Below are 22,139 nucleotides of genomic sequence, written 5' to 3'. Positions count from 1 at the left end.
AAACCTAAACTCGAGGCTTTTCACGCATCTCGAAGGTCTCGATGATGTCTTCGAGCTCGAGTTCGTTGAAGCCGTTCAGTCCGATACCACACTCGAAGTCAGTCTTGACCTCGGTTGCATCGTCCTTGAATCGCTTGAGCGAGTCAATCTTGAGGTTATCCGCGATGACCTTGCCAGCACGCAAGACGCGAGCCGAGCTGTTTCGACGGATTGAACCAGAGCGGACGATCGAACCTGCGATGGTTCCAACCTTCGAAGACTTGAACAGTTCGCGGACCTCTGCGGTACCCAACTGGAATTCTTCGTACTCAGGCTTGAGCATGCCCTTGAGTGCCTTCTCAATGTCGTCAAGCGCAGCATAAATAACTGAGTACTGACGAATGTCGACGCCCTCGCGGTCGGCGCGCTCCTTGGCCTTGTTGTCTGGCTTGACGTTGAAGCCGATGATGATCGCGCTGTCAACGGTGGCCAGGTTGACGTCTGACTCGGTAATTGCACCAACACCACGGTGGATGATTCGCAACTGAACTGAATCGTCAACTTCAATCTTGAGCAATGAGTCTTCAAGTGCTTCAACAGCACCAGAAACGTCACCCTTGATGATGAGGTTAAGAGCCTCAACCTTGCCATCTTCAAGAGCCTTGGTGAAGTCTTCAAGACTGACACGCTTGCGAGTCTTGGCCAGTAGAGCATTGCGGTCGGCAGCCTCGCGCTTTTCAGCGATTTGGCGGGCCTGACGCTCGTCTTCGGTAACCACAAAGGTGTCACCGGCTCGAGGTACTGACTGTAGACCCAGAACCTGAACCGGACGGCTTGGCTCGGCAGCGGCAACCGCCACGCCGTTCTCATCGAACATGGCACGCACACGACCGTGTGCAGCACCGGCAACGATTGAGTCACCAACGCGCAAAGTACCTGACTGGATAAGAACTGTGGCCACTGATCCGCGACCCTTATCAAGGTTGGCCTCGATGGCAACACCGCGAGCATCCTTGTTTGGGTTGGCGCGCATGTCGAGCGCAGCGTCTGCAGTAAGTAGAACAGCGTCTAGAAGGTCCTTGATGCCCTTGCCGGTTAGAGCAGAAACATCAACGAACATAACGTCGCCACCGTATTCTTCAGCTACCAAGTTGAACTCGGTCAATTGCTGGCGAATCTTGGCTGGGTTAGCGCTCTCTTTATCGGTCTTGTTCACTGCGACCACGATTGGTACACCAGCTGACTGAGCGTGGTTCAACGCCTCGATGGTCTGAGGCATAACACCGTCATCAGCTGCGACAACCAAGATTGCGACGTCGGTTACCTGAGCACCACGGGCACGCATAGCGGTAAACGCCTCGTGACCTGGGGTGTCGATGAAGGTAATTGCGCGATCAATGCCCTCGTGCTCAACGTGTACCTGGTAGGCACCGATGTGCTGGGTAATTCCGCCGGCCTCGCCCGCAATGACGTTTGAGTTGCGAATGCTGTCCAGCAAACGAGTCTTACCGTGGTCAACGTGACCCATAACGGTAACAACCGGCGGACGAGCAATAAGGTCAGCCTCATCATCGTCGTAGTCGGTTGACACGTCAAGACCAAAGCCTTCGAATAGCTCGCGCTCTTCGTCCTCAGGTGAAACAACCTCGATCTTGTAGCCAAGCTCTTCACCGAGGATCTGGAAGGTCTCTTCGTCAAGCGAAGCAGTTGCAGTTGCCATTTGACCAAGGGCGAATAGCACAGTGATCAGCTGACCTGCAGTGGTGTCAATCTTGTCGGCGAAGTCCTGGATTGATGAACCGCGGCGAAGACGCAAAACAGTGGTTCCGTCTCCGCGTGGAACAATCGCGCCACCAAGAGATGGTGCGTTATTACGCTGTTCGAACTCTTCGCGTTTCGCGCGCTTTGACTTACGAGCCTTGCTCTGTCCACGTGCTCCACCCTTACCGAATGCACCCGCGGTTCCGCCGCCTACGCCGCGACCACGGCCTGCGCCTGGTCCACCACCCGGACGAGAGAATCCACCGGCTCCCGGAGCTGCACCTGGTGCACCACCTGGACGAGCAAAACCGGCACCAGCAGGACGCGGTGCAAAACCACCTGGACGACCTGGTCCACCTGCGCCACCTGGACGAGGTGTGCCGGACCCTGCCGGACGAGGACCGCCGGCGCCACCAGGACGGCCTGCGCCACCTGCCGGACGTGGGCCACCTGGGCGACCCATTCCCTGCGATGGAGAAAACGGATTGTTACCTGGGCGAGCAACCGGGCGCGGAATACCCATGCCCTGGCTTGCTGCGAAAGGGTTGTTGCCTGGACGAGGAATTCCAGGGGTGGCTGGGCTCGGGGCTGCCGGAGCTGCCGCCGGAGCCGCCGGAGCAACTGCAGCTGGAGTCGGCGCTGCCGGACTTGCTGTCGGAGCAACTGCTGGTGTAGCTGCTGGAGCAGCTGGAGCAGGAGCCGCCGGAGTCATTGCTGCCGGAGTCGGGGCAGCAGGTGCTGCAGGGCTAGCAGGGGCAGCAGCCTTTGGAGCTGCCTTAGGGGCCTCAGCCTTTGGTTTTGCGTCTGGGAATGCCTCGCGAAGCTTCTTAGCAACCGGCGGGGCAATAGTTGATGAACCGCTCTTTACGAACTCTCCGAGTTCAGCGAGCTTGGCCAAAGCAACCTTGGAATCGATTCCAAGTTCTTTAGCAATGTCGTACACGCGTGGTAGCGCCACTTTTGTTTCTCCTGTCTGGGGCCTCCCCTAGACAGGGCAGGCCGTTAAAGCTGTTGGGTACTCATTTCGAGCTACTCATTTTTTGCCAACATCGTTTCTGCCTGTTCTTTAGTGAAATTCAGACCTGATGTCTCGACCTGTTTTTTGAGTTTCAACGCCCGGATAAACGATTTCCGAGAAATAGCCAACTCTAAACATTCCGAAACTGGGTGAAGCCATGCTCCCCGACCGGGCAAATTCTTCTGGTTGTCAAAGATCAAGAAACCTGATTTTTCAACGACTCGAAGGAGGTTTGCACGCTGGGAGCGTTGGCGGCAACCAACGCAGGTACGCTCCATTCTAACCCCTGGCAAGGCAATCCGCCTAGAGCTACTCGCCCTCGAGGATGCTGTCAGGCTGAATGTCGATCTTTGCTCCAGTCAACTTAGCTGCCAAACGGGCATTCTGGCCCTCTTTTCCAATTGCCAAAGACAACTGGAAGTCAGGAACCAACACGCGAACCGACTTTGTTGCGGCATCAAGCGTGAAAGCGCTGGAAACCTTGGCTGGAGATAGAGCCTGGGCTACAAAAGCTGGCAGGTCATCGCTGTAATCAACGATGTCAATCTTTTCGTCATTCAGTTCGTTCTGGACAGCTCGCACTCGCTGGCCCAATTCACCGATGCATGAACCCTTGGCGTTTACACCCGCTTCGTGCGCGCGAACGGCAATCTTGGTGCGGTGGCCGGCCTCGCGAGCCAAAGAAACAATCTCGACTACACCACTGGCGATCTCAGGAACTTCCATTGCGAACAATTTGCGAACCAAACTCGGGTGGGTACGAGAAACGGTAACCATCGGTCCGCCGCGGGTTCCCTTGTTGACCGCTGTCACATAAACGCGGATGCGCTTACCGTGCGAGTAGTCCTCACCTGGAACCTGCTCCTCCGGGGGCATGATGGCCTCGATGCTGCCGAGGTCAACGTAAACCATGTACGGCTTCTGGCCCTGCTGGATAACACCGGCGACGATGTCACCCTCTTTACCCTTGAACTCGCCCAACAGGTTTTCATCGCTGATGTTGCGCAGACGGCTGGCAATAACCTGCTTGGCCGCATATGCCGCCACGCGACCGAAGTTCTCTGGAGTTACTTCTTCTTCACCGGTATTGGTGCCTTCTTCATCCACAATGGGCGCGTAAATGTTTACGTGACCGGTGGTTTTGTTCAGCTCGGCGCGAGCTTCATCGCTGTTTCCAACGTGCTTGTGGTACGCAGCCAAAATTGCTGCTTCGATAATTTCGACCAGTTCGGCAAAAGGAATTTCTGCTTCGCGCTCGAGAACTTTCAATACTCTCAAATCGATATCCATGAGATGCCTCCCGGGCCGCTAGTTAGTTGTCAGTTTGTGGAACCAGTCAAAAATGGACTAGATGAGTTCCGCTACGGCCAAGTCTACCTTGACTGGGCGGCGCTCTCCTGAGCGTCTATCCCAGAGGTCGACCTCTCCGTTCTCAAGACCCTTGCCAACAATCACAATTGTTGGCACACCGATAAGCTCTGCGTCGCCAAACTTAACGCCTGGGCTGACTTTTTGGCGGTCGTCGAGAATCACCGATTTACCCTTGGCTTCAAGCTCTGCCGCCAGCTTCTCGGCTGCCGCGTAGATTGCCTCATCCTTGCCAGCAGCAACAACATAGATATCGGCTGGGGCAGCCGCAGCAGGCCAAATTAGGCCCTTATCGTCGTGGTTTGCCTCGGCCAAAACTGCAACTAGTCGAGTAACACCGATTCCGTAGGAACCCATAGTTACAGTGACCAACTTGCCGTTCTCGTCAAGCACCTGAAGACCAAGCGCCTCTGCATACTTGCGACCCAGCTGAAATACGTGACCGATTTCAATACCTCGGGCCAACTCGAGAGGACCCGAACCGTCGGGAGCTGGATCGCCAGCGCGAACTTCAGCGATGTCAACAACACCGTCAGCCTCAAAGTCTCGGCCTTTGACCAAATCAAAAATGTGCTGATCTTTTTCGTTGGCGCCGGAAATCCAGGCACTACCATCGACCACACGTGGGTCAAGCAGGTAGCGAATTCCGCTCGATCCGTTCAATCCAAGGACCGCCTGACCCCCCTTTACCGGTCCGATGAATCCCTTTATGAGCTCTGGATGCTGGGCAAAGTCATCTTCATTTGCCTGCTCGACCTCGTTTGGAGCAAAAGCTGCCTCGGCGCGCTTGGCATCAACCTCGCGGTCACCAGGCAGGCCAACAACAACTAGAGAACGCTTTCCTTCAGGAGAGACCAAGGCCATGACGTTGTTCTTGAGGGTGTGCGCGGCAGACCACACACCGCCGTCAACGCGCTGCACATTTTGATTGGCAAACTCAACCACTCGTTTGATGTTGGTCGCCCCAGGTGTTTCTACCTGCTTCGCGGCTGGCTGGCCTTCGATTGAGATGGCCGGAGGTGCCACCGTTGCAACGGCCTCCACGTTTGCAGCGTAACCACCTGGCGAGCGCACAAATGTGTCTTCACCAATCGGGCTCGGCGACAAGAATTCCTCAGATGCTGAACCACCCATGGCTCCGGCATCAGCCTTGACTATCGCGTATTCAACGCCAAGGCGGGTAAAAATGCGCTCGTAAGCATCTCTTTGCGCCTGATAAGACTTCTTCAAACCCTCATCGTCGATGTCAAAGCTGTAGGCGTCTTTCATCACAAATTCACGACCGCGCAGCAAACCGGCACGAGGGCGAGCTTCATCGCGGTACTTGTTCTGAATCTGGTACAGACAGGTTGGCAGGTCTTTATAGCTGGAGTAAAGATCTTTCACCAAAAGGGTGAACATCTCCTCGTGCGTAGGCGCAAGTAGGTAATCGCTCTTCTTGCGGTCCTGCAAACGGAAAAGGTTGTCGCCATACTCGGTCCATCGCCCGGTGGCTTCGAAAGGCTCGCGAGGCAGCAGGGCTGGGAAAAACACTTCCTGAGCACCGGCGTTTGCCATCTCTTCACGGACAACCTGCTCGATCTTCGCCTTAACCGCTAATCCCAGAGGCAGCCAGGTGTACAGGCCGGCACCAGCGCGACGGATGTATCCGGCACGCAAGAGCAGCTTGTGACCAGCTACATCAGCTTCAGATGGGTCTTCGCGCAATGTGCGCAGGAATAGCGAGGAAAGACGAATAGGCATGGGGTCAATGTTATCGCGACCCTATCGAACTCGAATCAGCATTGTGTCGTGGGCGCCAACCTCTAAGGTTGCTGAACCGCTAATGCCAAGATCCGAGGCGGAAGGCACGTCGATGGCTGAACTGAAGTCGCGTCCAAGACTTTCGGCGTTTACCTCGAACGTGAAAGTTCGTTCACCTCGGTTAAGGAGCGCTGCCGCCAGGGAACCATCCGACATTGGTTTTGCCCAAATCTCTGCTTCATTGCCCTGCCAAACCCGACGCCCCTGCTGGCCACCCCAGTCTTGGTCAACTTCGATAACTCCGGGGTTGACCAGTAGTTCTCGGACAGACTCAGGCATGCGGACCAAATCAGTACCGATCATGAGCGGCGCATTCAGGATTGCCCAAACGTAGAAGTGAGATCGATTTTCTGCCGCGGTGAGACCATGGTTTCCGATTTGCAGCATGTCGGGGTCATTCCAAGCCCCCGGCCTCGAGTACGGATACAGGTCAACTTGAAGGTCAATGGTTCGCAGAATCGAATCCCAGTTTGCGAACAGGTCGTCGGTAGTGCGCCACATTTGAGTGAATTCCGGCGCCCACTCGTGGGGCTTGAAAAGGCCGTATTCAGAAATTGAGTACACAATTTCACGGCCGGTTCGAGCGATTTCGACGGCCATTTTTGAAAATGTCTCTTTCGCGAGCAGCCCATCGTTCAAGTGCGCCCGACACCAGTCGTACTTTAGGTAATCGATGCCCCACTCAGCGAAAGCCTCGGCATCGATACGTTCTTTGTCTAGCGAGCCAAGCCCATCCGCGACATAGTCGTTGTACTGCTGAGCGCAGGTCAGGGAACCCGGAACTGAATAAATGCCGAATTTCAGCCCCAGCCCTTTGACTTGTTCGACCAGCGACGGGATGCCATTTCGAAACCGCAATGCATGCCCTTGAAGACGACCACGGTAATCACGCCGCGCATTTTGGTATCCGTCATCGAGCACAAAATACTCATAACCGGCGGCAAGCAGACCCCGATCGACCATAGCTCGGGCTTGATCCAGAACCGACTTTTCAGTCAAATTTGTGAAGTCGGGATAATCGTTGGAATCCAGCCCAACGTTCCACGAGTTCCAGCCCATCGGCGGAGTCATTGCTAGCGCCATTGCCAGCTCCCCTTCTTGAAGTGAGTGTTTTGGTTAGTCCTTTTTGGCGACCAGCACCTGCGGGCTACCCACAAGGGTTGGGTCCATCTCAGCGGCCATTCGATTGGCCTCTTCGATCAGGGTCGCCACGATTTCGCTCTCAGGCACAGTCTTGATGACCTCACCCTTGACGAATATCTGCCCCTTGCCATTGCCAGAAGCGACGCCCAAGTCGGCCTCACGCGCTTCTCCGGGACCATTCACGACACAACCCATAACTGCAACGCGCAATGGAACAGTGAGCTTCTCAAGCCCAGCAGTGACCTCATTGGCCAAAGTGTAAACATCGACCTGAGCGCGCCCACAGCTCGGGCAGCTCACAATTTCAAGCTTTCTTGGGCGAAGGTTCAAGGACTCGAGGATTTGCGAGCCAACTTTGATCTCTTCAACTGGGGGCGCAGACAACGAGACTCGGATGGTGTCTCCGATTCCGCGCGATAGCAGTGCACCGAATGCCACCGAAGACTTGATTGTGCCCTGGAATGCCGGACCAGCCTCGGTTACGCCGAGGTGCAATGGCCAGTCGCCTCGCTCAGCCAACATTTCGTATGCCTTGACCATGACCACCGGGTCATTGTGTTTTACCGAAATCTTGAAGTCGTGGAAATCGTGTTCCTCGAAAAGGCTTGCCTCCCAGACAGCCGACTCAACCAGCGCCTCGGCGGTTGCCTTGCCGTATTTTTCCAGCAAACGAGGGTCGAGGGATCCTGCGTTCACACCGATTCGGATGGACACTCCAGCATCTTTGGCTGCCTTGGCGATTTCGCCGACCTTGTCATCAAACTGGCGAATATTGCCCGGGTTTACTCGAACCGCGCCACAACCTGCGTCGATAGCTTGAAAAACGTATTTTGGCTGAAAGTGAATGTCGGCAATGACTGGAATTTGAGACTTGCGAGCAATCAGGGCCAGTCGATCGGCGTCGTCCTGGCTAGGCACTGCAACACGCACAATGTCACAACCCGATGCGGTTAGCTCAGCAATTTGCTGGAGAGTTGCGTTGACATCAGTTGTTGGCGTGGTGCACATTGACTGCACTGACACTGGTGCATCGCCGCCCACTGCCACTTTGCCGACCATAATCTTGCGACTCTTGCGACGCGGAGAAATGGTTGGCGGAGGAGTATTTGGAAGACCAAGGTTGATTGCAGCCACAGAAAACTCTCTTTCAGGTTGCTCTAATCATAAACAGCGTTTAGAAGGCGATTGGATTGATTAGGTCGGCCAGGATTAGCAACACGCTCATAGCCATCAAAAGTATGACGACAAACCAGGTTGCCGGCATAAGCAAAGCGGTATCTGCCGGACCAGGATCTGACTTTCCTCTAAGCCTGTAAATACCGCGCTTCGCTGCCTCGTATACCCCACCGGCAATGTGGCCACCATCAAGCGGCAATAGCGGCAGCATGTTGAAAGCGAATAGGGCAAAGTTCAGGGAGGCAATAATCATCAACCCGGTTGCCAGCTTGTCGGTGATGTCAGCGCTCTCTGTCGCTGCGACTTCTCCGGCTAGTTGACCAATGCCGACTACCGAGACGGCACCGGCTGGATTGCGCTCGCCGCCGCCAAAGGTGGCATCAAAAACCTGAACCATTTGCTGCGGCAAGGTCAAAATCATTGTTCCCACTTGGGAAACCGCTCCTAGAGACTGCTCTGCGATGTACGCGGGACCCTGCTGAACCCTCTGGTTAGCAAAAACCACACCAATGACCGTGCGCTCTTGCATCACTGGGTCACCGGATTCATCGAGTTGCACCTGACCGGTTTTGGAATCAATGACCGGACGCAAAGCAACGGTTGGGGTTAGGTTTAGGTCGACGTTTTTGCCGTCTCTAAGCACGGTAAAAACGGCCGGCGCTCCGGCAGGCAACTCCTGAATCAAAACTGCTGCGTCGTCTCCGGTTTTGCCATTCACGGCAACAATTTCATCGGAGATTTGAAGGCCAGCTGCTACCGCCGGCGACGGGTCGGCAACAGGATCACAGTCAGTTACCTGCATGACGGTCGTGGCGATGCAGGGTGAAACCTGAGCGATGAGATTTGTTCGCTGCGGAACACCCATGACACCCATAACGAAGGCAAATAGGCCGAGGCCTAGAAGGAGGTTCATGAATGGGCCACCAAACATGATTACCATTCGCTTGCCGACCGGCAGCTGGTAAAATTTACGGTTTGCGTCTGCTGGAGTTTCGTGCTCGTTGTGGGCAGACCTAGCCTGACTAATCATGTCGGCAAAGAACCCGAGCTTTTTGCCAGCAGGCAAAGGTTTGGCAGACTTTTTTGCCGGCGGATACATGCCAATCATGGTGATGAAACCACCAAGCGGAATGAGTTTTAGCGCGTACTCGGTTTCTCCGCGGCGAAATTTAAACAGCGTTGGGCCAAAGCCAATCGCGTAGGTGGGCACCTTAACACCAAACTTTTTGGCTGGGACGAGATGGCCGATTTCATGCAGCCCGATTGAAACCGCAATTCCAATCGCGATGAAGAGGATTCCGCCTACGTACCAGAGAGTTTCAGTCACGTTTAGAACCTATCTGTGGTCTCTGACAATTTTCTGAATGGCGCAAACCCCATGCTTAGCACGCGGTGACCATCGATGCCTGTGCTCGGTCGCGAGCCCATTTTTCAGCTGCCAAGACTCCTTCAAGTGAAAGTTCTTTTTCTGGTTCATGGGCGTCAACTACGCGCTTGATGAGATCTACGATTTGGTTGAATCCAATCCGTCGTTGATGAAAAGCTTCGACGGCCTCTTCGTTGGCAGCGTTATAAACGGCTGGATAGGTTTGGCCGGCTTGACCCACCTGACGGGCTAGCTTGACCGCACCAAAAACAGATTCATTGAGCGGCTCGAAAGTCCAGGTCGCTGCTTTAGTCCAATCGCACGCTGGCGCAACGTTAGGCACTCGATCTGGCCAGGACATGCCCAAGGCAATCGGAAGCTTCATGTTTGGTGGCGAACACTGTGCCAACACCGAACCATCGATGAATTCGACCATGGAGTGAACCACTGATTGTGGGTGAACAGTTACCGCAATTCGGTCAAATGGAATATCAAATAGCAGGTGAGCTTCAATTAACTCGAGCCCCTTGTTGACCAAGGTTGCCGAATTGGTGGTCACCACCTTGCCCATAACCCAGGTTGGGTGTGCCAGAGCCTGCTCCGGCGTCACTTCATCTAGAGCCTCGCGAGTCCAACCTCTAAATGGGCCTCCAGATGCGGTCAAAATCAACTTCTGCACTTCAGAGTGCTTTCCGGCCATCAGGCACTGGGCCAGCGCAGAGTGCTCGCTATCCACCGGAACAATCTGGCCTGGTTTTGCTGCGGCGGTTACCAACCGACCGCCGACGATTAGTGACTCTTTATTTGCCAGAGCAAGGGTTTTGCCGCTGTTCAAGGTAGCTAAAGTTGGCGCCAGCCCAATTGAACCTGTTATGCCGTTGATCACGACGTCGGCGTCGGTGTCCAACACCAACTTCGTTGCATCTTCAGCACCCAAAACCGCGTATTTCACCCCAAACTTCGATGCCTGCTCGGCAAGGAGTTCTCGGTTGGTTCCGGCGGCCAAACCCACAACCTCAAATCGGTCAGGGTTGGCTGCTACTACCTCAAGGGCCTGGGTGCCGATTGAACCGGTTGAGCCCAAAATAATTACGCGACGCATAAGTCCATCTTGCCACTACCAGCGAGTTTGGCGTTGGGGAGGACTTGACGGTTTAGGAGGCTTAGACTTTTACATATGAGCGAGTTCCCAGTCGCGCAAGAGCGCAAAGTAGTCACGTCAATCCCTGGCCCAAAGTCACAAGCTTTGCACGCAAGAAGGCTTGAAGCTGTTTCGGCTGGAGCCGGTGCAGCACTGCCGATTTACATCGAGGCGGCACACGGTGCAATCGTTGTCGATGCAGATGGCAACCAGCTGATTGACCTTGGTTCAGGCATCGGTGTTACCACTATTGGACACACCAACCCAGCAGTTGTGGCGGCGGTTCAAGACCAGGTTGCCAAACTCACCCACACTCTGTTCACCCTCACTCCTTACGAGAACTACGTTGAGGTTTGCGAGTTTTTGAACAAGTACACCCCGGGTAACTTCAAGAAGAAGTCAGTCCTGTTCAACTCGGGTGCTGAGGCAGTTGAAAACGCGGTAAAGATTGCCCGCAAGGCAACCCGCAAGAACGGCATTGTGGTTTTTGACCACGCGTACCACGGCCGCACCAACCTAACTTTCTCGATGAACTTCAAGGCTGCTCCATACGGAAACGGTTTTGGCCCAACTGCAGCTAGTATTCAGCACGTACCTATGTCTTACCCTTACCGTGACCCACAGGGTATGACCGGTGAGGAAGCTGCGCAGCGAGCTATCAACTACATCGAAAAGCGCGTTGGCGTCGAAGACCTAGCGGCCATTGTTATTGAGCCAATCCAGGGCGAGGGTGGCTTTATCGTGCCTGCGCCAGGGTTCCTTCGCACCTTGAGCCAGTGGGCACGAGCCAACGGAGTAGTCGTAGTCGCCGATGAGGTTCAGTCTGGTGTGGCCAGGACCGGTAAGTGGTTTGCTAGCGAGTGGGAAGAGGGCTTTGAGCCTGACCTATTCACAATCGCCAAGGGCATTGCCGGCGGTATGCCGATCTCGGCTGTTACTGGTCGTGCAGAAATCATGGACGCTTCACACCCTGGCGGTCTTGGCGGCACCTTCGGCGGAAACCCAGTCGCAGCTGCTGCAGCAGTAGCCGTGCTCAAGCAGATTGAAGCCGGTGGTGTTATCGAACGCGCCGCAGCAATCGAGTTGGTAATTCGTGAACGCCTCGAGGCGATGAAGGCTAAGTATCCGGTGATCGGAGACATCCGTGGTCACGGAGCCATGATGGCTATTGAGTTCATCGAGCCTGGCACGCTAAACCCGAATAAGGCAGCGGTTGATGCCCTGGTAAAGCACTGCCACAGCAATGGTGTGCTGATTTTGAACGCCGGAACCTACTACAACGTAATCCGCTTCCTACCGCCATTGGCAATCTCGGATGCCTTGCTGAACGATGCTATGGACGTTCTAGAAGCTGGACTAGCAGCTCTGTAAAAGTCAAAAAATCCCCCGGCCAGATTGGTCGGGGGATTTTTTATACCTAAAACTTTGCGATGCGTTACTTAACCTTCTTTAGAAGTCTTGCCTTGACCGCTCCCCTGACCTGAACAATCAACACAATGGCAATTGCCAAGAAGAAAACCGCCGAACCAATTACGTTTGCCTCGGCTGGCACTCCGCGGGTTGCCGCGGCGTAAATGAAGATTGGGAACGTAGTCACAGCTTGGCCACCGTTGAAGTACGTGATGATGAAGTCATCGAAACTCAGTGCAAATGACAGCAGTGCAGCTGCAGCGATACCAGGCATGAGCAGCGGGAGGGTGATCTTTCGGAAAACCGCACTCGGACTGCCGTACAAGTCGCGCCCGGCTTCTTCAAGCGCCGGGTCGAGAGTTTGAACACGAGCCTTTACCGTTACCACCACAAAGGACAGGCAGAACATTACGTGGGCAAGAATGATGGTGGTGTATCCCTGACCCAAACCGATGTTGAAGAACTCAGCTGCCAGCCCCGAAGCCATGACAACTTCAGGTGTGGCCATCGGCAAGAATAGGCCGAGACTCACCCATTTGCGACCCTTGAATTTATAGCGGACCAACGCGATGGCGATCATGGTGCCAAGAACCGTAGCGATGGCGGTTGAAACCACACCGATAAGAATCGAGCTGCCGACTGCCTCGCAAACGCCCTGACGCTCACAAACCTTAAGCCAGTTGTCCAGGGTAAAACCCTGCCACTGCGCATTGGATTTGGTGCTGTCGTTGAATGAGAAGGCTACGGTGTACGCAATCGGTGTGAGCAGAAATACAAAGGCGACAATCGCGTAGAAAGGCAGGACAAGGCCCTTGAGCTTATTTGTTTTCAAAGCAGGTCCTCGCTCCCGGTGCGTTTTACGTAGACGCCAACAATCACCAGGATTACCGCCATCAGCGCAACTGATAGCGCCGATGCGATTGGCATGTTGTGCTCACTGATGTACTTGGACTCGATCACGTTTCCGAGCATCTGAGTTTGAGCCGAGCCGAGGAAGTTCTTGCTGGCGTTTACGTAGTCACCAGCCATAGGAATGAAAGTGAGCAGCGTACCTGAGATGATTCCCGGCATAGACAGCGGCAAAGTCACCTTGGCAAATACCTTGCTTGGGCTCGCGTAAAGGTCTCCTCCAGCCTCGAGCAGCCGAACATCCAGCTTTTCAAGTGTGGTGTAGAGCGGCAGAGTCATAAACGGAATGAAGTTGTAGGTCAGACCAAAAACAACAGCAAACGGGGTGCCGATGATGTACTGGTCAGGAGCCAACCAACTTAGGTCCTGAAGAGTCTTTACGATCCAAGACTCGTTGGAGAAGATCTGAGACCAGGCAAGCGTGCGAAGCAAGAAACTGATGAAGAACGGCGCAATCACCAGAGTCACCAGCATTCTCTGCAGCAACGGGCGGTTGCGCAGTTTTACACCGATGAAGTACGCGAGCGGATAACTAATCAGCAGCGCCGCGATGGTCGCCATCAGTGCGTACGAGAACGAACGCAAGACGTGTGGCAGGTAGTCGGTGGCCAACGGCGCGAAGTTCTGGATGTTGAAACCGTATTTGAACCCCTGATCAGCCAAGCTAACGGCCTCAATGCTGCCGAGCGAAACAGCGATCAGTGAGAACAGCGGGGCTAGGAAGAATAGGGCTAGGTAAGCCAAACCCGGAGCCAATAGGACCCAGGCAACACGTGATGATTTGCGTTCGGTGTCAGCGTGCTTAACATCGCTGGTTGAGTGCGCAAATGCTCCAAACGCCACGGCTATGCTCCGGCGTGGTTCTCTGGCAGGTCGCCGAGCCCAAAACTGTGCTCTACCTTCCAGCTCACCCAAACCTTGGCCCCGACTTCAGTCACTGGGCTCTTGCCAATGTTTTGAGCAAAAACTGTGACTTCACCGATGTTTGGGATGTCAATCAAATACTGGTTGCTCACACCGGTGAATCGAATGTCCATGATCTCGCCCGGGCCGATTAGGTTATGACCGCCATCCAAAGCCGGCTGCTCCTCATGGAAGAATGCCTTCTCTGGGCGAACACCGATGGCGATTTTGCCCGAGTGCTTTTCAGCACGAGCCTTTGGCACTGAGATTTTGTTGCCGGCAACATTGATACTGACGGCGTTGACATTTTCTTCGACAACATCGCCAACGAAAAGATTCGACTGACCCAGGAACTTCGAGACAAAAACAGTTTTTGGGCGGTCGTATAGTGCCTCAGGAGCACCCATTTGCTCAATTCGGCCCTTGTTCATAACTGCCACGGTGTCAGCCATGTCCATGGCTTCTTCCTGGTCGTGAGTCACATGCAAGAAGGTGAGGCCAACCTCAACTTGAATTGCCTTGAGCTCAATCTGCATTTCGCGACGAAGCTTCAGGTCAAGTGCGCCCAGAGGTTCGTCCAGCAACAATAGCGATGGGCGGTTTACCAGTGCGCGAGCAAGTGCTACACGCTGCTGCTGACCACCCGATAGCTGCTGCGGCTTGCGATTTGCCAGGTGCTGAAGTTGAACCAGAGTCAGTGCTTCTTGAGCCTTAGCCAAGGGATCGGCAACTTTGCGCTGACGAAGACCGAAGGCCACGTTTTCGAGCACTGACATGTGAGGGAAGAGCGCGTAACTCTGGAAAACAGTGTTAATTGGGCGCTCGTGCGGCTTGGAATCAGTGATGTCCTTGCCGCCAAGAAGAATCTTTCCGGTAGTAGGTTCATCGAGTCCGGCAACTAGCCTCAGGGTCGTGGTTTTACCGCAACCTGACGGGCCTAGCAGAGCAAAAAATTGACCGGCTGGGATGTGAAGATCTAGGTCTTCAATCGCAGTAAAACCAGGGAATTCCTTTCGGATTCCTACCAGGTCAAGATCTGCGCCGGAAAAATTAGAGTTCTGGTTCACTCACCAACCTGCCTAAACGCCAGTAGCTGAGTTGAACGCTTCGTTGAACGCTGAGTGCTCTGCGTAAGACAAAGTTCTGAATGTCTGAAGCTTGCTGGCATCAGGGAAGATTAGCGGGTTGTTGGCTAGATCTGGATCTGCTGCGGCAACGATTTCCTTGGTTCCGGCAACCGGTGGTGCGTAAACCACACCGCCGAGAATTACCTGAGCTGAAACTTCTGGGTCGTAGTAGTAGTTGATTAGCTTCTCAACGTTGGTCTTGTGCTGAGCACCCATCGGAACGGTGAAAGAGTCGGTGTTTAGCGTGGCACCGTTCGGGTCCATCACAAAGCCGTACTCGTCTCCCCACTCAAGGTCACCAGACCACACCAAACCGGCCACAGCATTCTTTTGATCGAATGACTCGATGTAACCCTGGCCCTTGGTGTTGATTTGGCCATCGGCTACCTGCTTGGCAACTAGGTCAACAGCATCCATGTACTGGTCTTCAGTGACATTAGCAATGTCGATGCCCTGAGAAATCAGGATCAGACCTACAGCCTCACGGTACTCGCTCAGCATGACCACACGGCCCTTGAGCGCTGGCTGCCACAGGTCAGCCACCGAAGTCGGGGCGTCTTTGCCGGTTAGTTCCTTGTAAAGGGTTTTGTTGTAAGCAATACCGGTCATAAATGACATCCAAGGCATGCTGTACTCGCGGCCAGAGTCAAAAGTTGGCGACGCCACTGAAGCATTCATGTTCGAGTGGTTAGGAATGTTCGCAAGGTTTAACTTTTGAACCAGCCCTGACTCGATCAGGAACGCATTCTGCCAATCGGTAAGACACATGGTGTCGGCGCCGATGTCCTGCCCTGCAAGCAACTGCTTCTCAGCCTGGCCGTAGTACTCGTTGTTTCCGACGATGGCCTCAGGGTCGTAGTAAACCTTGATTCCGGTTTCAGCTTCAAAAGCCTTCAATGTTGGGTAGCTGGCGTCTTCTTCACCGTCAAGGTAAGCAGCCCAGTTGTCCCAGGTAATTACCTTCTCGGACTCAGAAAGATCTTCGGCAGGAGTCAGGCCGGTCTCGGTTGAACCTCCGGGTGCACATGCAGCGAGGGTAATTGCGGCCGCGGTTGCGCCTGCGCCAGCCAAAGCTGCGCGTCTGGTGATTTGGTGACGTCGAGCATTTGCAACTAGCTCGCTAATCATTGGGTCTTCCGGAAGAGGCTTATTCATTGCCATGACTCCTAAACAAGAGGGGCCTTCATTGGCCCAACCAACACAACCAAAGGCGCAGAGTCGCGCTTTCAATCACATACTGCCATAAAGTCCGGCGCGCGTGAAATCAGAGCAGGGGTGCCGCAGAAAAAATAAACCTGCTGGAAACATTTGAACTGAAGTTCAGCTGACCAGAGAGCCAACCCGAGGGCAACTCCAGCCTGTCGGCGGCGGACCTAAACCCCAACTGCGACTGAGTCACCGGGTCGGCGCGCCCAAGGAGGATACGGACCCCAAAGTTAGCGAGCATTGCCTGCGATACACCGGTGAGCGCCTGCGAAGCGGCGATAAGGTGCATTCCGAGAGAACGACCGCGTGCCAGCAGGCTACTTAAAGCTGGCTGCGCATTCGGCGAGCGCAAGAACACCTCAGCCAACTCGTCAATGACAATAAAGAGTTGATTCTCAATTGCCTCACCCCGGGCCAGCGCTGTCTCACGCCGGATCAATTCAACCCCCACCTGCTTCCAGAGCTCGACAGGGTCGTGGTCATCGATGTCTGTGACGTATCGTTCAACAGCCGGACTGGTGCTAAAGCCAGCAAAGGCTGCTCCCCCTTTGAAATCCAAGAGCCAAAACCGACACCGCCCGTCTAGTGCCTCTCGCGACGCGAGGGCGCCAGAAACAAGTTGCTTGAGCAAAATACTTTTACCCGATCCGGTTGCTCCGATGACCAGGAGGTGGGCTTCGGCCCCATCTAGCTTCAAAGCCACAGGCTCACCTAATTCAGTGGCTCCGACAGTGAAACCCCCGGGTGCCTGTTCCAGCCACTGGTGTGCCGCTGTCAGCCGAGCAATTGTTCTGCGGGTTTGTAGTTCCGGCTTGAGTTTCCGGTATAGGGCGTCGTGCCACTCCTGTTTCCAAAAGATTTGCCAGCGCGGCAGCTGTCTATCCCCGATGTAGACCACCCCATCAACAATCTCGATGGGTTTGGAAAGATCAATTTCACGGCTTCGTCGACCTCGGGCGGCCAAAGGAAAAATAATTAGTGACAGCAGGGCCAATGCCAGCATGTGCCAGGCGCCGGTGGTGGCTCCTGCCACGAGACCCAGAATCACTGAAGGCACTAACCACACGAATTGCATTCAAAAAGATTGGGTCCAAGCGCTCGTGCCTGGACCCAATCGGTCAAATCTGTGGAGAAACCCCAGCTGAAAGCTAGCGGCACTAGTCTCCGATGTAACTCATAACGTGCTTGATGCGCGTGTAGTCCTCAAAGCCATACTGTGAAAGGTCTTTACCGTAACCCGAGTGACGGAAACCGCCGTGTGGCATTTCAGCCGCCAGTGGAATGTGCGTGTTGATCCAGACACAACCAAAGTTGAGGCTCTTTGAGAACCGCATGGCACGGGTGTGGTTCTGCGTCCACACAGATGATGCCAAACCGTATTTGACATCGTTGGCCCAGCGAAGCGCCTCATCGTCGTTGGCAAACTTCTGGATGGTCACCACCGGTCCAAAAATTTCACTTTGAATGTGCTCATCTTTTTGCTTTAGACCTGACAAGACTGCAGCCTCTAGGTAGTAACCCCGATCACCAACACGGACACCGCCAGTTTCGAGGTTGGCGTGGTCTGGCAGACGGTCGATAAAGCCTTGTACGCGCTCAAGCTGACCCGCGTTGTTCAGTGGACCGTAAAGTATGTCGTCACGGCTCGGGTCGCCAGTAATTGCGTTTGCCTTTACTTCGGCTACCAATAGAGCCAAGAACTCATCGTGAACGGACTCGTGCACCAAGATGCGGGTAGCGGCCGTGCAGTCCTGACCTGCGTTGAAGTATCCGGCGATTGCAATCTGTGCAGCCGCCTTCTGCAAATCAGCGTCAGCACAAACGATTACTGGCGCTTTGCCACCCAGCTCTAGGTGCACGCGTTTTAGGTCGGTGGCAGCAGACTTAGCAACCTCCATACCTGCTCGCACGGATCCGGTAATCGAAACCATCTGAGGAATTTCATTTTCAATCATTGCGCGACCGGTGTCTCGGTTGCCAGCAACCACGTTGAACACACCCTTTGGCAAAAACTCTGCGGCAATTTCGGCCAGGAGAAGGGTCGATGCTGGCGTAGTGTCTGAAGGCTTGATGACCACCGTGTTGCCCGCTGCAATTGCAGGAGCAAATTTCCATACGGCCATGTTGAGTGGATAGTTCCAAGGGGTGACCTGTCCAATCACACCGATAGGCTCACGCCGAATCCATGACGTGTGATCACGGGCATACTCGGCAGCGGCCTTGCCCTCTAGGTTTCTGGCAGCGCCGGCAAAAAAGCGGATCTGGTCCACCGATGGAGCCATCTCGTATTCGACCAGGGTGCTTCGAGGTTTTCCAGTGTTTTCCGACTCCACATCGGCAGCCTCTTCAGCACGGGCTTCGAGTGCGTCGGCAATTCTGAACAGGGCTAGTTGGCGTTCACTCGGAGTGAATTGACTCCACTCCTCGAAGCCCTTGGCTGCGGCCTGATACGCAGCATCGACATCTGCTGCCGACGAGACCGGAGCGTGGGCATAAGCCTCTCCGGTGGCCGGATTAATTACTTCGCTGGTTTCCCCAGACTTTGAATCAACGTACTCACCATTGATGAAGTTTTTCAGTTGTCGCACCGACATCGGTCTTCTCCTTAGAGGTTTAGGCTTCAGTTGCGATTCTAATCAGGATTGGCTAGCGGCAAAATCATGAATCCGAAGGCAAATATCACAATTCGCTATCAAATCAGTCGCGAAATGGCGACTCAAGCGCGTTTTCGTTTGCTAAAAGGCTTTTTCACTGTCAAAATCGTTGTATGTCACGGGTCCAACGCACCAACTCAACGCAGCTAGACGATGTTTCTCGATCAATCATCGAGCAGCTGCAGACTGACGGGCGCCGTTCCTATGCCGAAATCGGAAAGAACGTTGGACTAAGCGAGGCCGCCGCGCGCCAGCGAGTTCAGAAACTTACGGATTCTGGCGTACTTCAGATTGTGGCCGTGACAGATCCAAAACAGCTTGGGTTTCATCGCCAGGCAATGATCGGTGTTCGCTGCGGCGGCGACACCAGAGAAATCGCGAAAAAGCTGACCGCGATGCCCGAGGTTGACTATGTGGTCCTGACCGCCGGGAGCTTTGACATTTTGGTTGAGGTGGTCTGTGAGAACGATGATGAACTCATCGCCCTCCTCAATTCAAAGATCCGGACTCTGCCCGGAGTAACTTCTACCGAATCGTTCGTGTACTTGAAGGTGCAAAAGCAGGTTTACAACTGGGGCACCAGATGAGTCTCCAGCCAAACAAATAGTAAAGAGTGATATCAAATGGCTATCTGGAATCGAAAGAAAGCAGAATCCGCCACCCCTCTCCTTGACGCGCGTAAAGCAGGTCAGGAACCAACCCCACAAATGCTGCAGCAGGCTGCCAAGGACAACATGTTCTTGCACTTCACCCGCCACAGCCCATACTTCGCCAAGAACGGCGAAATTCCGATAATTACTCACGCCGAGGGCCACCACTTCTGGGACCAAAATGGCAAAAAGTATTTTGATGGCATTTCAAGCCTTTTCTCGGTGAACGCTGGTCACGGACGCCACCGCCTGGCCGAGGCCGCCGCGAAGCAAATGAAGGAGTTGGACTACTTCCCGCTCTGGTCTCACGCTCACAAACCGGGAATTGAACTATCTGAGCGCCTACTCTCGTACGCACCAAAGAACATGTCGCGAGTTTTCTTCACGACTGGTGGTGGCGAGGCCAACGAAACAGCCTGGAAGCTTGCCAAGCAGTACTTCAAACTTCAGGGCAAGCCGATGAAGCACAAGGTACTCACTCGCGCAGTTGCCTACCACGGCACCTCGCACGGAGCGCTTTCGCTAACCGGTATTCCATCGATGAAAAAGGCCTTTGAGCCACTTGTTCCATCGACATTCCGTGTACCAAACACCAACTGGTACCGCGCTCAGGACGACTTCGAGACAGAGGAAGACTTTGCCAAGTGGGCAGCCGACCGAGTTGAAGAAATGATTCTGTTTGAAGACCCAGACACGGTTGCAGCTTTCTTCCTTGAGCCAGTCCAAAACTCTGGTGGTTGTTTCACAGCGCCAAAGAGCTACTTCAAGCGGGTCCGCGAGATCTGCGATAAGTACGACGTGATTTTGGTAGCCGATGAAACCATTGACGGTTTTGGTCGAATCGGAACCATGTTTGCTTCAGAGATGTATGACTTTGAACCAGACATGCTGGTTTGCGCCAAGGGTATGACCTCGGCCTACGCTCCTATCGGTGCATTGATCATGTCAGAAAAGTTCTTTGAGCCATTCAAGCAGGGCACCACACTGTTCCCACACGGATACACCTACGGTGGCCACCCAGTTTCTTGTGCAGTTGCTCTGGAGAACCTAGATATTTTTGACGAGGAAGACCTGGTCGGAAATGTTCGTCGGAATGCACCAGAATTCCGCCGCACGCTTGAGAAACTGCGCGATCTGCCAATTGTGGGCGATGTTCGAGGCGAGGGTTACTTCTACGCCATTGAGCTTGTGAAAGACAAGAACACCAAGGAAACCTTCAACGACGCTGAGTCCGAGAAGCTGCTCCGCGGAATCTTGTCACACCGCATGTTTGAAGAAGGGCTCTACTGCCGCTCAGATGACCGTGGCGACCCAGTAGTCCAACTTGCTCCTCCCCTAACTATCGGACCGGATCAGTTCAACGAAATCGAACAGATTCTCCGCGGTTGCTTGGATGAAGCCTGGCGGGCGATGTAGTTCTCCACAGAATTTGGCTCGCGTCGAACGACGATGAATGCATGAACGAAAGTTAGGGCATGACAAACATCATCTTCGACGCGAGCCTTTCTTTTAACTCTCCGCTTGGCGTTATCTCGATTTACTCACTAAATGAAAAGGTGGTGCGGCTTAGAATTGGCGGCGAGCCAGCCCCGGCAAATGGCCGTAGCAGCACACTTCGCAAGGCTGAGCGCCAAATATCGCGCTATCTCAGCGGCAAGTCCAAAACACTAGATTTTGAAGTTGCCACACTCGGAACCCCTTTTCAGGAGGCAGTTTGGCGTGCGCTTGAGAGCATTGAATTTGGCAGGACGCTTAGCTACGGGCAGATTGCCCAATTGTGCGGAAACCCAAAGGCTGTTCGAGCCGTGGGCGGCGCAGTGGCAGCAAATCCAGTTCCGCTTCGCATTCCATGCCATCGAGTACTCGGTTCAACAGGACAAGTTACCGGGTACACGCCAGGGCTTGGAATCCAGACAAAGTTGGCCCTTCTCAAACTAGAGGGGGTTAGCTCACATACCAGTTTTGAAAGATTAGACAGCATTCAGACATAAACCCGTTGAGGCACCTAGCCAAAGATTCGAGAGCAGCATGACACCCGAACAGTTCGTCGCGACATATCGCGAGCATTTACCGGCAATTAGCCGGTACTTGGGGCGTCGCGTTGACCGGGATCAGGTGGAGGACCTAGCCGCAACGGTGTTTGAGGTGGCCTGGCAGAAACGAGACTCGGTAACACTGGGCCAAGAACTCCCCTGGCTCTACAAAATTGCCAGTTTCCAGGTTTCAAATTTTCGTCGCCGTCAAAGTTCCGCATTGAACTTTCTAACCCTAACCCTGAGCCCCGATAACGCCCCCTCGGCAGAATCGCTAGCTGTCTTCGATGCGGATCTAGCTGCCGGATGGGCAAAACTGAGCCCCTCAGATCGAGCATTGCTTGCGTTGGTGGCCTTTGACGGCCTGGGGGTTGGCGAAGCCGCCGCAGCGCTCAGTATTTCTGCCAATGCCGCCAGCGCAAAGCTGCATCGCGCCAGAGCCAAACTTGCAAAATATCTAGCCGTGAAAGATTAGAGACTCGGGCGACATAA

At 54.2% G+C, this 22,139-nt stretch carries 19 protein-coding genes; 5 read left to right on the top strand and 14 right to left on the bottom strand.

Going from position 1 to position 22,139, the window contains the following annotated elements; all coding sequences use genetic code 11:
- Nucleotides 1–4: 4 nt before the first annotated feature.
- The 8 genes from infB to dxr form a co-directional block, all read right to left on the bottom strand.
- Nucleotides 5–2,698: a translation initiation factor IF-2 gene (infB, locus tag FFA38_RS02075; protein ID WP_138315374.1), complete on the bottom strand. Its 2,694-nt coding sequence runs from the start codon at nucleotides 2,696–2,698 to the stop codon at nucleotides 5–7.
- 71 nt (nucleotides 2,699–2,769) lie between these two features.
- Complete coding sequence (locus tag FFA38_RS02070) at nucleotides 2,770–3,036, bottom strand: YlxR family protein (protein WP_138315373.1); 267 nt, start codon at nucleotides 3,034–3,036, stop codon at nucleotides 2,770–2,772.
- Nucleotides 3,037–3,067: 31 nt separating this feature from the next.
- Complete coding sequence (gene nusA / locus FFA38_RS02065; protein ID WP_138315372.1) at nucleotides 3,068–4,048, bottom strand: transcription termination factor NusA; 981 nt, start codon at nucleotides 4,046–4,048, stop codon at nucleotides 3,068–3,070.
- A 57-nt stretch (nucleotides 4,049–4,105) separates the two neighbouring features.
- Entirely contained in the window at nucleotides 4,106–5,869 is a 1,764-nt protein-coding gene (locus FFA38_RS02060; RefSeq protein ID WP_138315371.1) for a proline--tRNA ligase, read from the bottom strand.
- Between the two features lie 21 nt (nucleotides 5,870–5,890).
- Nucleotides 5,891–7,012: a glycoside hydrolase family 27 protein gene (locus tag FFA38_RS02055; RefSeq protein ID WP_138315370.1), complete on the bottom strand. Its 1,122-nt coding sequence runs from the start codon at nucleotides 7,010–7,012 to the stop codon at nucleotides 5,891–5,893.
- Nucleotides 7,013–7,045: 33 nt separating this feature from the next.
- Complete coding sequence (gene ispG / locus FFA38_RS02050) at nucleotides 7,046–8,206, bottom strand: flavodoxin-dependent (E)-4-hydroxy-3-methylbut-2-enyl-diphosphate synthase (protein ID WP_138275158.1); 1,161 nt, start codon at nucleotides 8,204–8,206, stop codon at nucleotides 7,046–7,048.
- A 40-nt stretch (nucleotides 8,207–8,246) separates the two neighbouring features.
- On the bottom strand, nucleotides 8,247–9,575 hold the full coding sequence (locus tag FFA38_RS02045) for a M50 family metallopeptidase (RefSeq protein ID WP_138315369.1): 1,329 nt from the start codon (nucleotides 9,573–9,575) through the stop codon (nucleotides 8,247–8,249).
- A gap of 55 nt (nucleotides 9,576–9,630) precedes the next feature.
- Nucleotides 9,631–10,716 (bottom strand): 1-deoxy-D-xylulose-5-phosphate reductoisomerase, encoded by a 1,086-nt coding sequence (gene dxr / locus FFA38_RS02040; protein WP_138315368.1) that lies wholly within the window; start codon nucleotides 10,714–10,716, stop codon nucleotides 9,631–9,633.
- A 75-nt stretch (nucleotides 10,717–10,791) separates the two neighbouring features.
- On the opposite strand from dxr, the gene gabT reads away from it, so the two are divergent.
- Nucleotides 10,792–12,126, top strand: coding sequence for a 4-aminobutyrate--2-oxoglutarate transaminase (gabT, locus tag FFA38_RS02035; protein WP_138315367.1), 1,335 nt, complete (start codon nucleotides 10,792–10,794; stop codon nucleotides 12,124–12,126).
- A 64-nt stretch (nucleotides 12,127–12,190) separates the two neighbouring features.
- Here gabT and FFA38_RS02030 read toward each other — a convergent pair whose 3' ends face one another.
- The 6 genes from FFA38_RS02030 to FFA38_RS02005 all read right to left on the bottom strand — a co-directional run bounded on the left by FFA38_RS02030 (nucleotide 12,191) and on the right by FFA38_RS02005 (nucleotide 18,904).
- The gene (locus tag FFA38_RS02030; RefSeq protein ID WP_138315366.1) at nucleotides 12,191–12,997 is read right to left on the bottom strand and encodes an ABC transporter permease; all 807 of its coding nucleotides are present in this window, start codon (nucleotides 12,995–12,997) and stop codon (nucleotides 12,191–12,193) included.
- A complete protein-coding gene (locus FFA38_RS02025; RefSeq protein ID WP_138275153.1) occupies nucleotides 12,994–13,917 on the bottom strand; it encodes an ABC transporter permease in 924 nt (307 codons plus the stop codon). Before FFA38_RS02025 ends, FFA38_RS02030 begins: the two co-directional genes overlap by 4 nt.
- A gap of 2 nt (nucleotides 13,918–13,919) precedes the next feature.
- Nucleotides 13,920–15,044 carry an ABC transporter ATP-binding protein gene (locus FFA38_RS02020; protein ID WP_138275152.1) on the bottom strand — a complete coding sequence of 375 codons (1,125 nt, stop codon included), beginning with the start codon at nucleotides 15,042–15,044 and terminating at the stop codon, nucleotides 13,920–13,922.
- 12 nt (nucleotides 15,045–15,056) lie between these two features.
- Nucleotides 15,057–16,259: an ABC transporter substrate-binding protein gene (locus FFA38_RS02015; protein WP_138275151.1), complete on the bottom strand. Its 1,203-nt coding sequence runs from the start codon at nucleotides 16,257–16,259 to the stop codon at nucleotides 15,057–15,059.
- Between the two features lie 109 nt (nucleotides 16,260–16,368).
- Entirely contained in the window at nucleotides 16,369–17,385 is a 1,017-nt protein-coding gene (locus FFA38_RS02010) for an FtsK/SpoIIIE domain-containing protein (protein WP_138315365.1), read from the bottom strand.
- A gap of 82 nt (nucleotides 17,386–17,467) precedes the next feature.
- Nucleotides 17,468–18,904, bottom strand: a complete 1,437-nt coding sequence (locus FFA38_RS02005; protein ID WP_138275149.1) for a gamma-aminobutyraldehyde dehydrogenase — start codon at nucleotides 18,902–18,904, stop codon at nucleotides 17,468–17,470.
- A gap of 173 nt (nucleotides 18,905–19,077) precedes the next feature.
- Between FFA38_RS02005 and FFA38_RS02000 the strand changes: the two genes are divergently transcribed.
- The 4 genes from FFA38_RS02000 (at nucleotide 19,078) to FFA38_RS01985 (ending at nucleotide 22,122) form a co-directional block, all read left to right on the top strand.
- Complete coding sequence (locus FFA38_RS02000; protein WP_138275148.1) at nucleotides 19,078–19,551, top strand: Lrp/AsnC family transcriptional regulator; 474 nt, start codon at nucleotides 19,078–19,080, stop codon at nucleotides 19,549–19,551.
- 120 nt (nucleotides 19,552–19,671) lie between these two features.
- The gene (locus tag FFA38_RS01995; protein ID WP_138276030.1) at nucleotides 19,672–21,030 is read left to right on the top strand and encodes an aspartate aminotransferase family protein; all 1,359 of its coding nucleotides are present in this window, start codon (nucleotides 19,672–19,674) and stop codon (nucleotides 21,028–21,030) included.
- 59 nt (nucleotides 21,031–21,089) lie between these two features.
- Nucleotides 21,090–21,605 (top strand): methylated-DNA--[protein]-cysteine S-methyltransferase, encoded by a 516-nt coding sequence (locus tag FFA38_RS01990; protein ID WP_138275147.1) that lies wholly within the window; start codon nucleotides 21,090–21,092, stop codon nucleotides 21,603–21,605.
- Nucleotides 21,606–21,642: 37 nt separating this feature from the next.
- The gene (locus tag FFA38_RS01985) at nucleotides 21,643–22,122 is read left to right on the top strand and encodes an RNA polymerase sigma factor (protein WP_138275146.1); all 480 of its coding nucleotides are present in this window, start codon (nucleotides 21,643–21,645) and stop codon (nucleotides 22,120–22,122) included.
- Nucleotides 22,123–22,139 lie beyond the last annotated feature (17 nt).

It is taken from the genome of Rhodoluna limnophila, assembly GCF_005845365.1.
In the GTDB taxonomy this organism is placed as follows: Bacteria; Actinomycetota; Actinomycetes; order Actinomycetales; family Microbacteriaceae; genus Rhodoluna; species Rhodoluna limnophila.
This window is presented reverse-complemented; position numbering and strand designations above follow the sequence as displayed.

Excerpts from the sequence above, each read along its gene's own strand:
- nusA (WP_138315372.1), bottom strand. The coding sequence starts at position 4,048 with ATGGATATCGATTTGAGAGTATTGAAAGTTCTCGAGCGCGAAGCAGAA.
- FFA38_RS02005 (WP_138275149.1), bottom strand. The coding sequence starts at position 18,904 with ATGTCGGTGCGACAACTGAAAAACTTCATCAATGGTGAGTACGTTGAT.
- FFA38_RS01985 (WP_138275146.1), top strand. The coding sequence starts at position 21,643 with ATGACACCCGAACAGTTCGTCGCGACATATCGCGAGCATTTACCGGCA.
- FFA38_RS02015 (WP_138275151.1), bottom strand. The coding sequence starts at position 16,259 with ATGAATAAGCCTCTTCCGGAAGACCCAATGATTAGCGAGCTAGTTGCA.
- FFA38_RS02070 (WP_138315373.1), bottom strand. The coding sequence starts at position 3,036 with ATGGAGCGTACCTGCGTTGGTTGCCGCCAACGCTCCCAGCGTGCAAAC.
- FFA38_RS01990 (WP_138275147.1), top strand. The coding sequence starts at position 21,090 with ATGACAAACATCATCTTCGACGCGAGCCTTTCTTTTAACTCTCCGCTT.
- dxr (WP_138315368.1), bottom strand. The coding sequence starts at position 10,716 with ATGCGTCGCGTAATTATTTTGGGCTCAACCGGTTCAATCGGCACCCAG.
- FFA38_RS02010 (WP_138315365.1), bottom strand. The coding sequence starts at position 17,385 with ATGCAATTCGTGTGGTTAGTGCCTTCAGTGATTCTGGGTCTCGTGGCA.
- FFA38_RS01995 (WP_138276030.1), top strand. The coding sequence starts at position 19,672 with ATGCTGCAGCAGGCTGCCAAGGACAACATGTTCTTGCACTTCACCCGC.
- FFA38_RS02000 (WP_138275148.1), top strand. The coding sequence starts at position 19,078 with ATGTCACGGGTCCAACGCACCAACTCAACGCAGCTAGACGATGTTTCT.
- FFA38_RS02055 (WP_138315370.1), bottom strand. The coding sequence starts at position 7,012 with ATGGCGCTAGCAATGACTCCGCCGATGGGCTGGAACTCGTGGAACGTT.
- FFA38_RS02060 (WP_138315371.1), bottom strand. The coding sequence starts at position 5,869 with ATGCCTATTCGTCTTTCCTCGCTATTCCTGCGCACATTGCGCGAAGAC.
- gabT (WP_138315367.1), top strand. The coding sequence starts at position 10,792 with ATGAGCGAGTTCCCAGTCGCGCAAGAGCGCAAAGTAGTCACGTCAATC.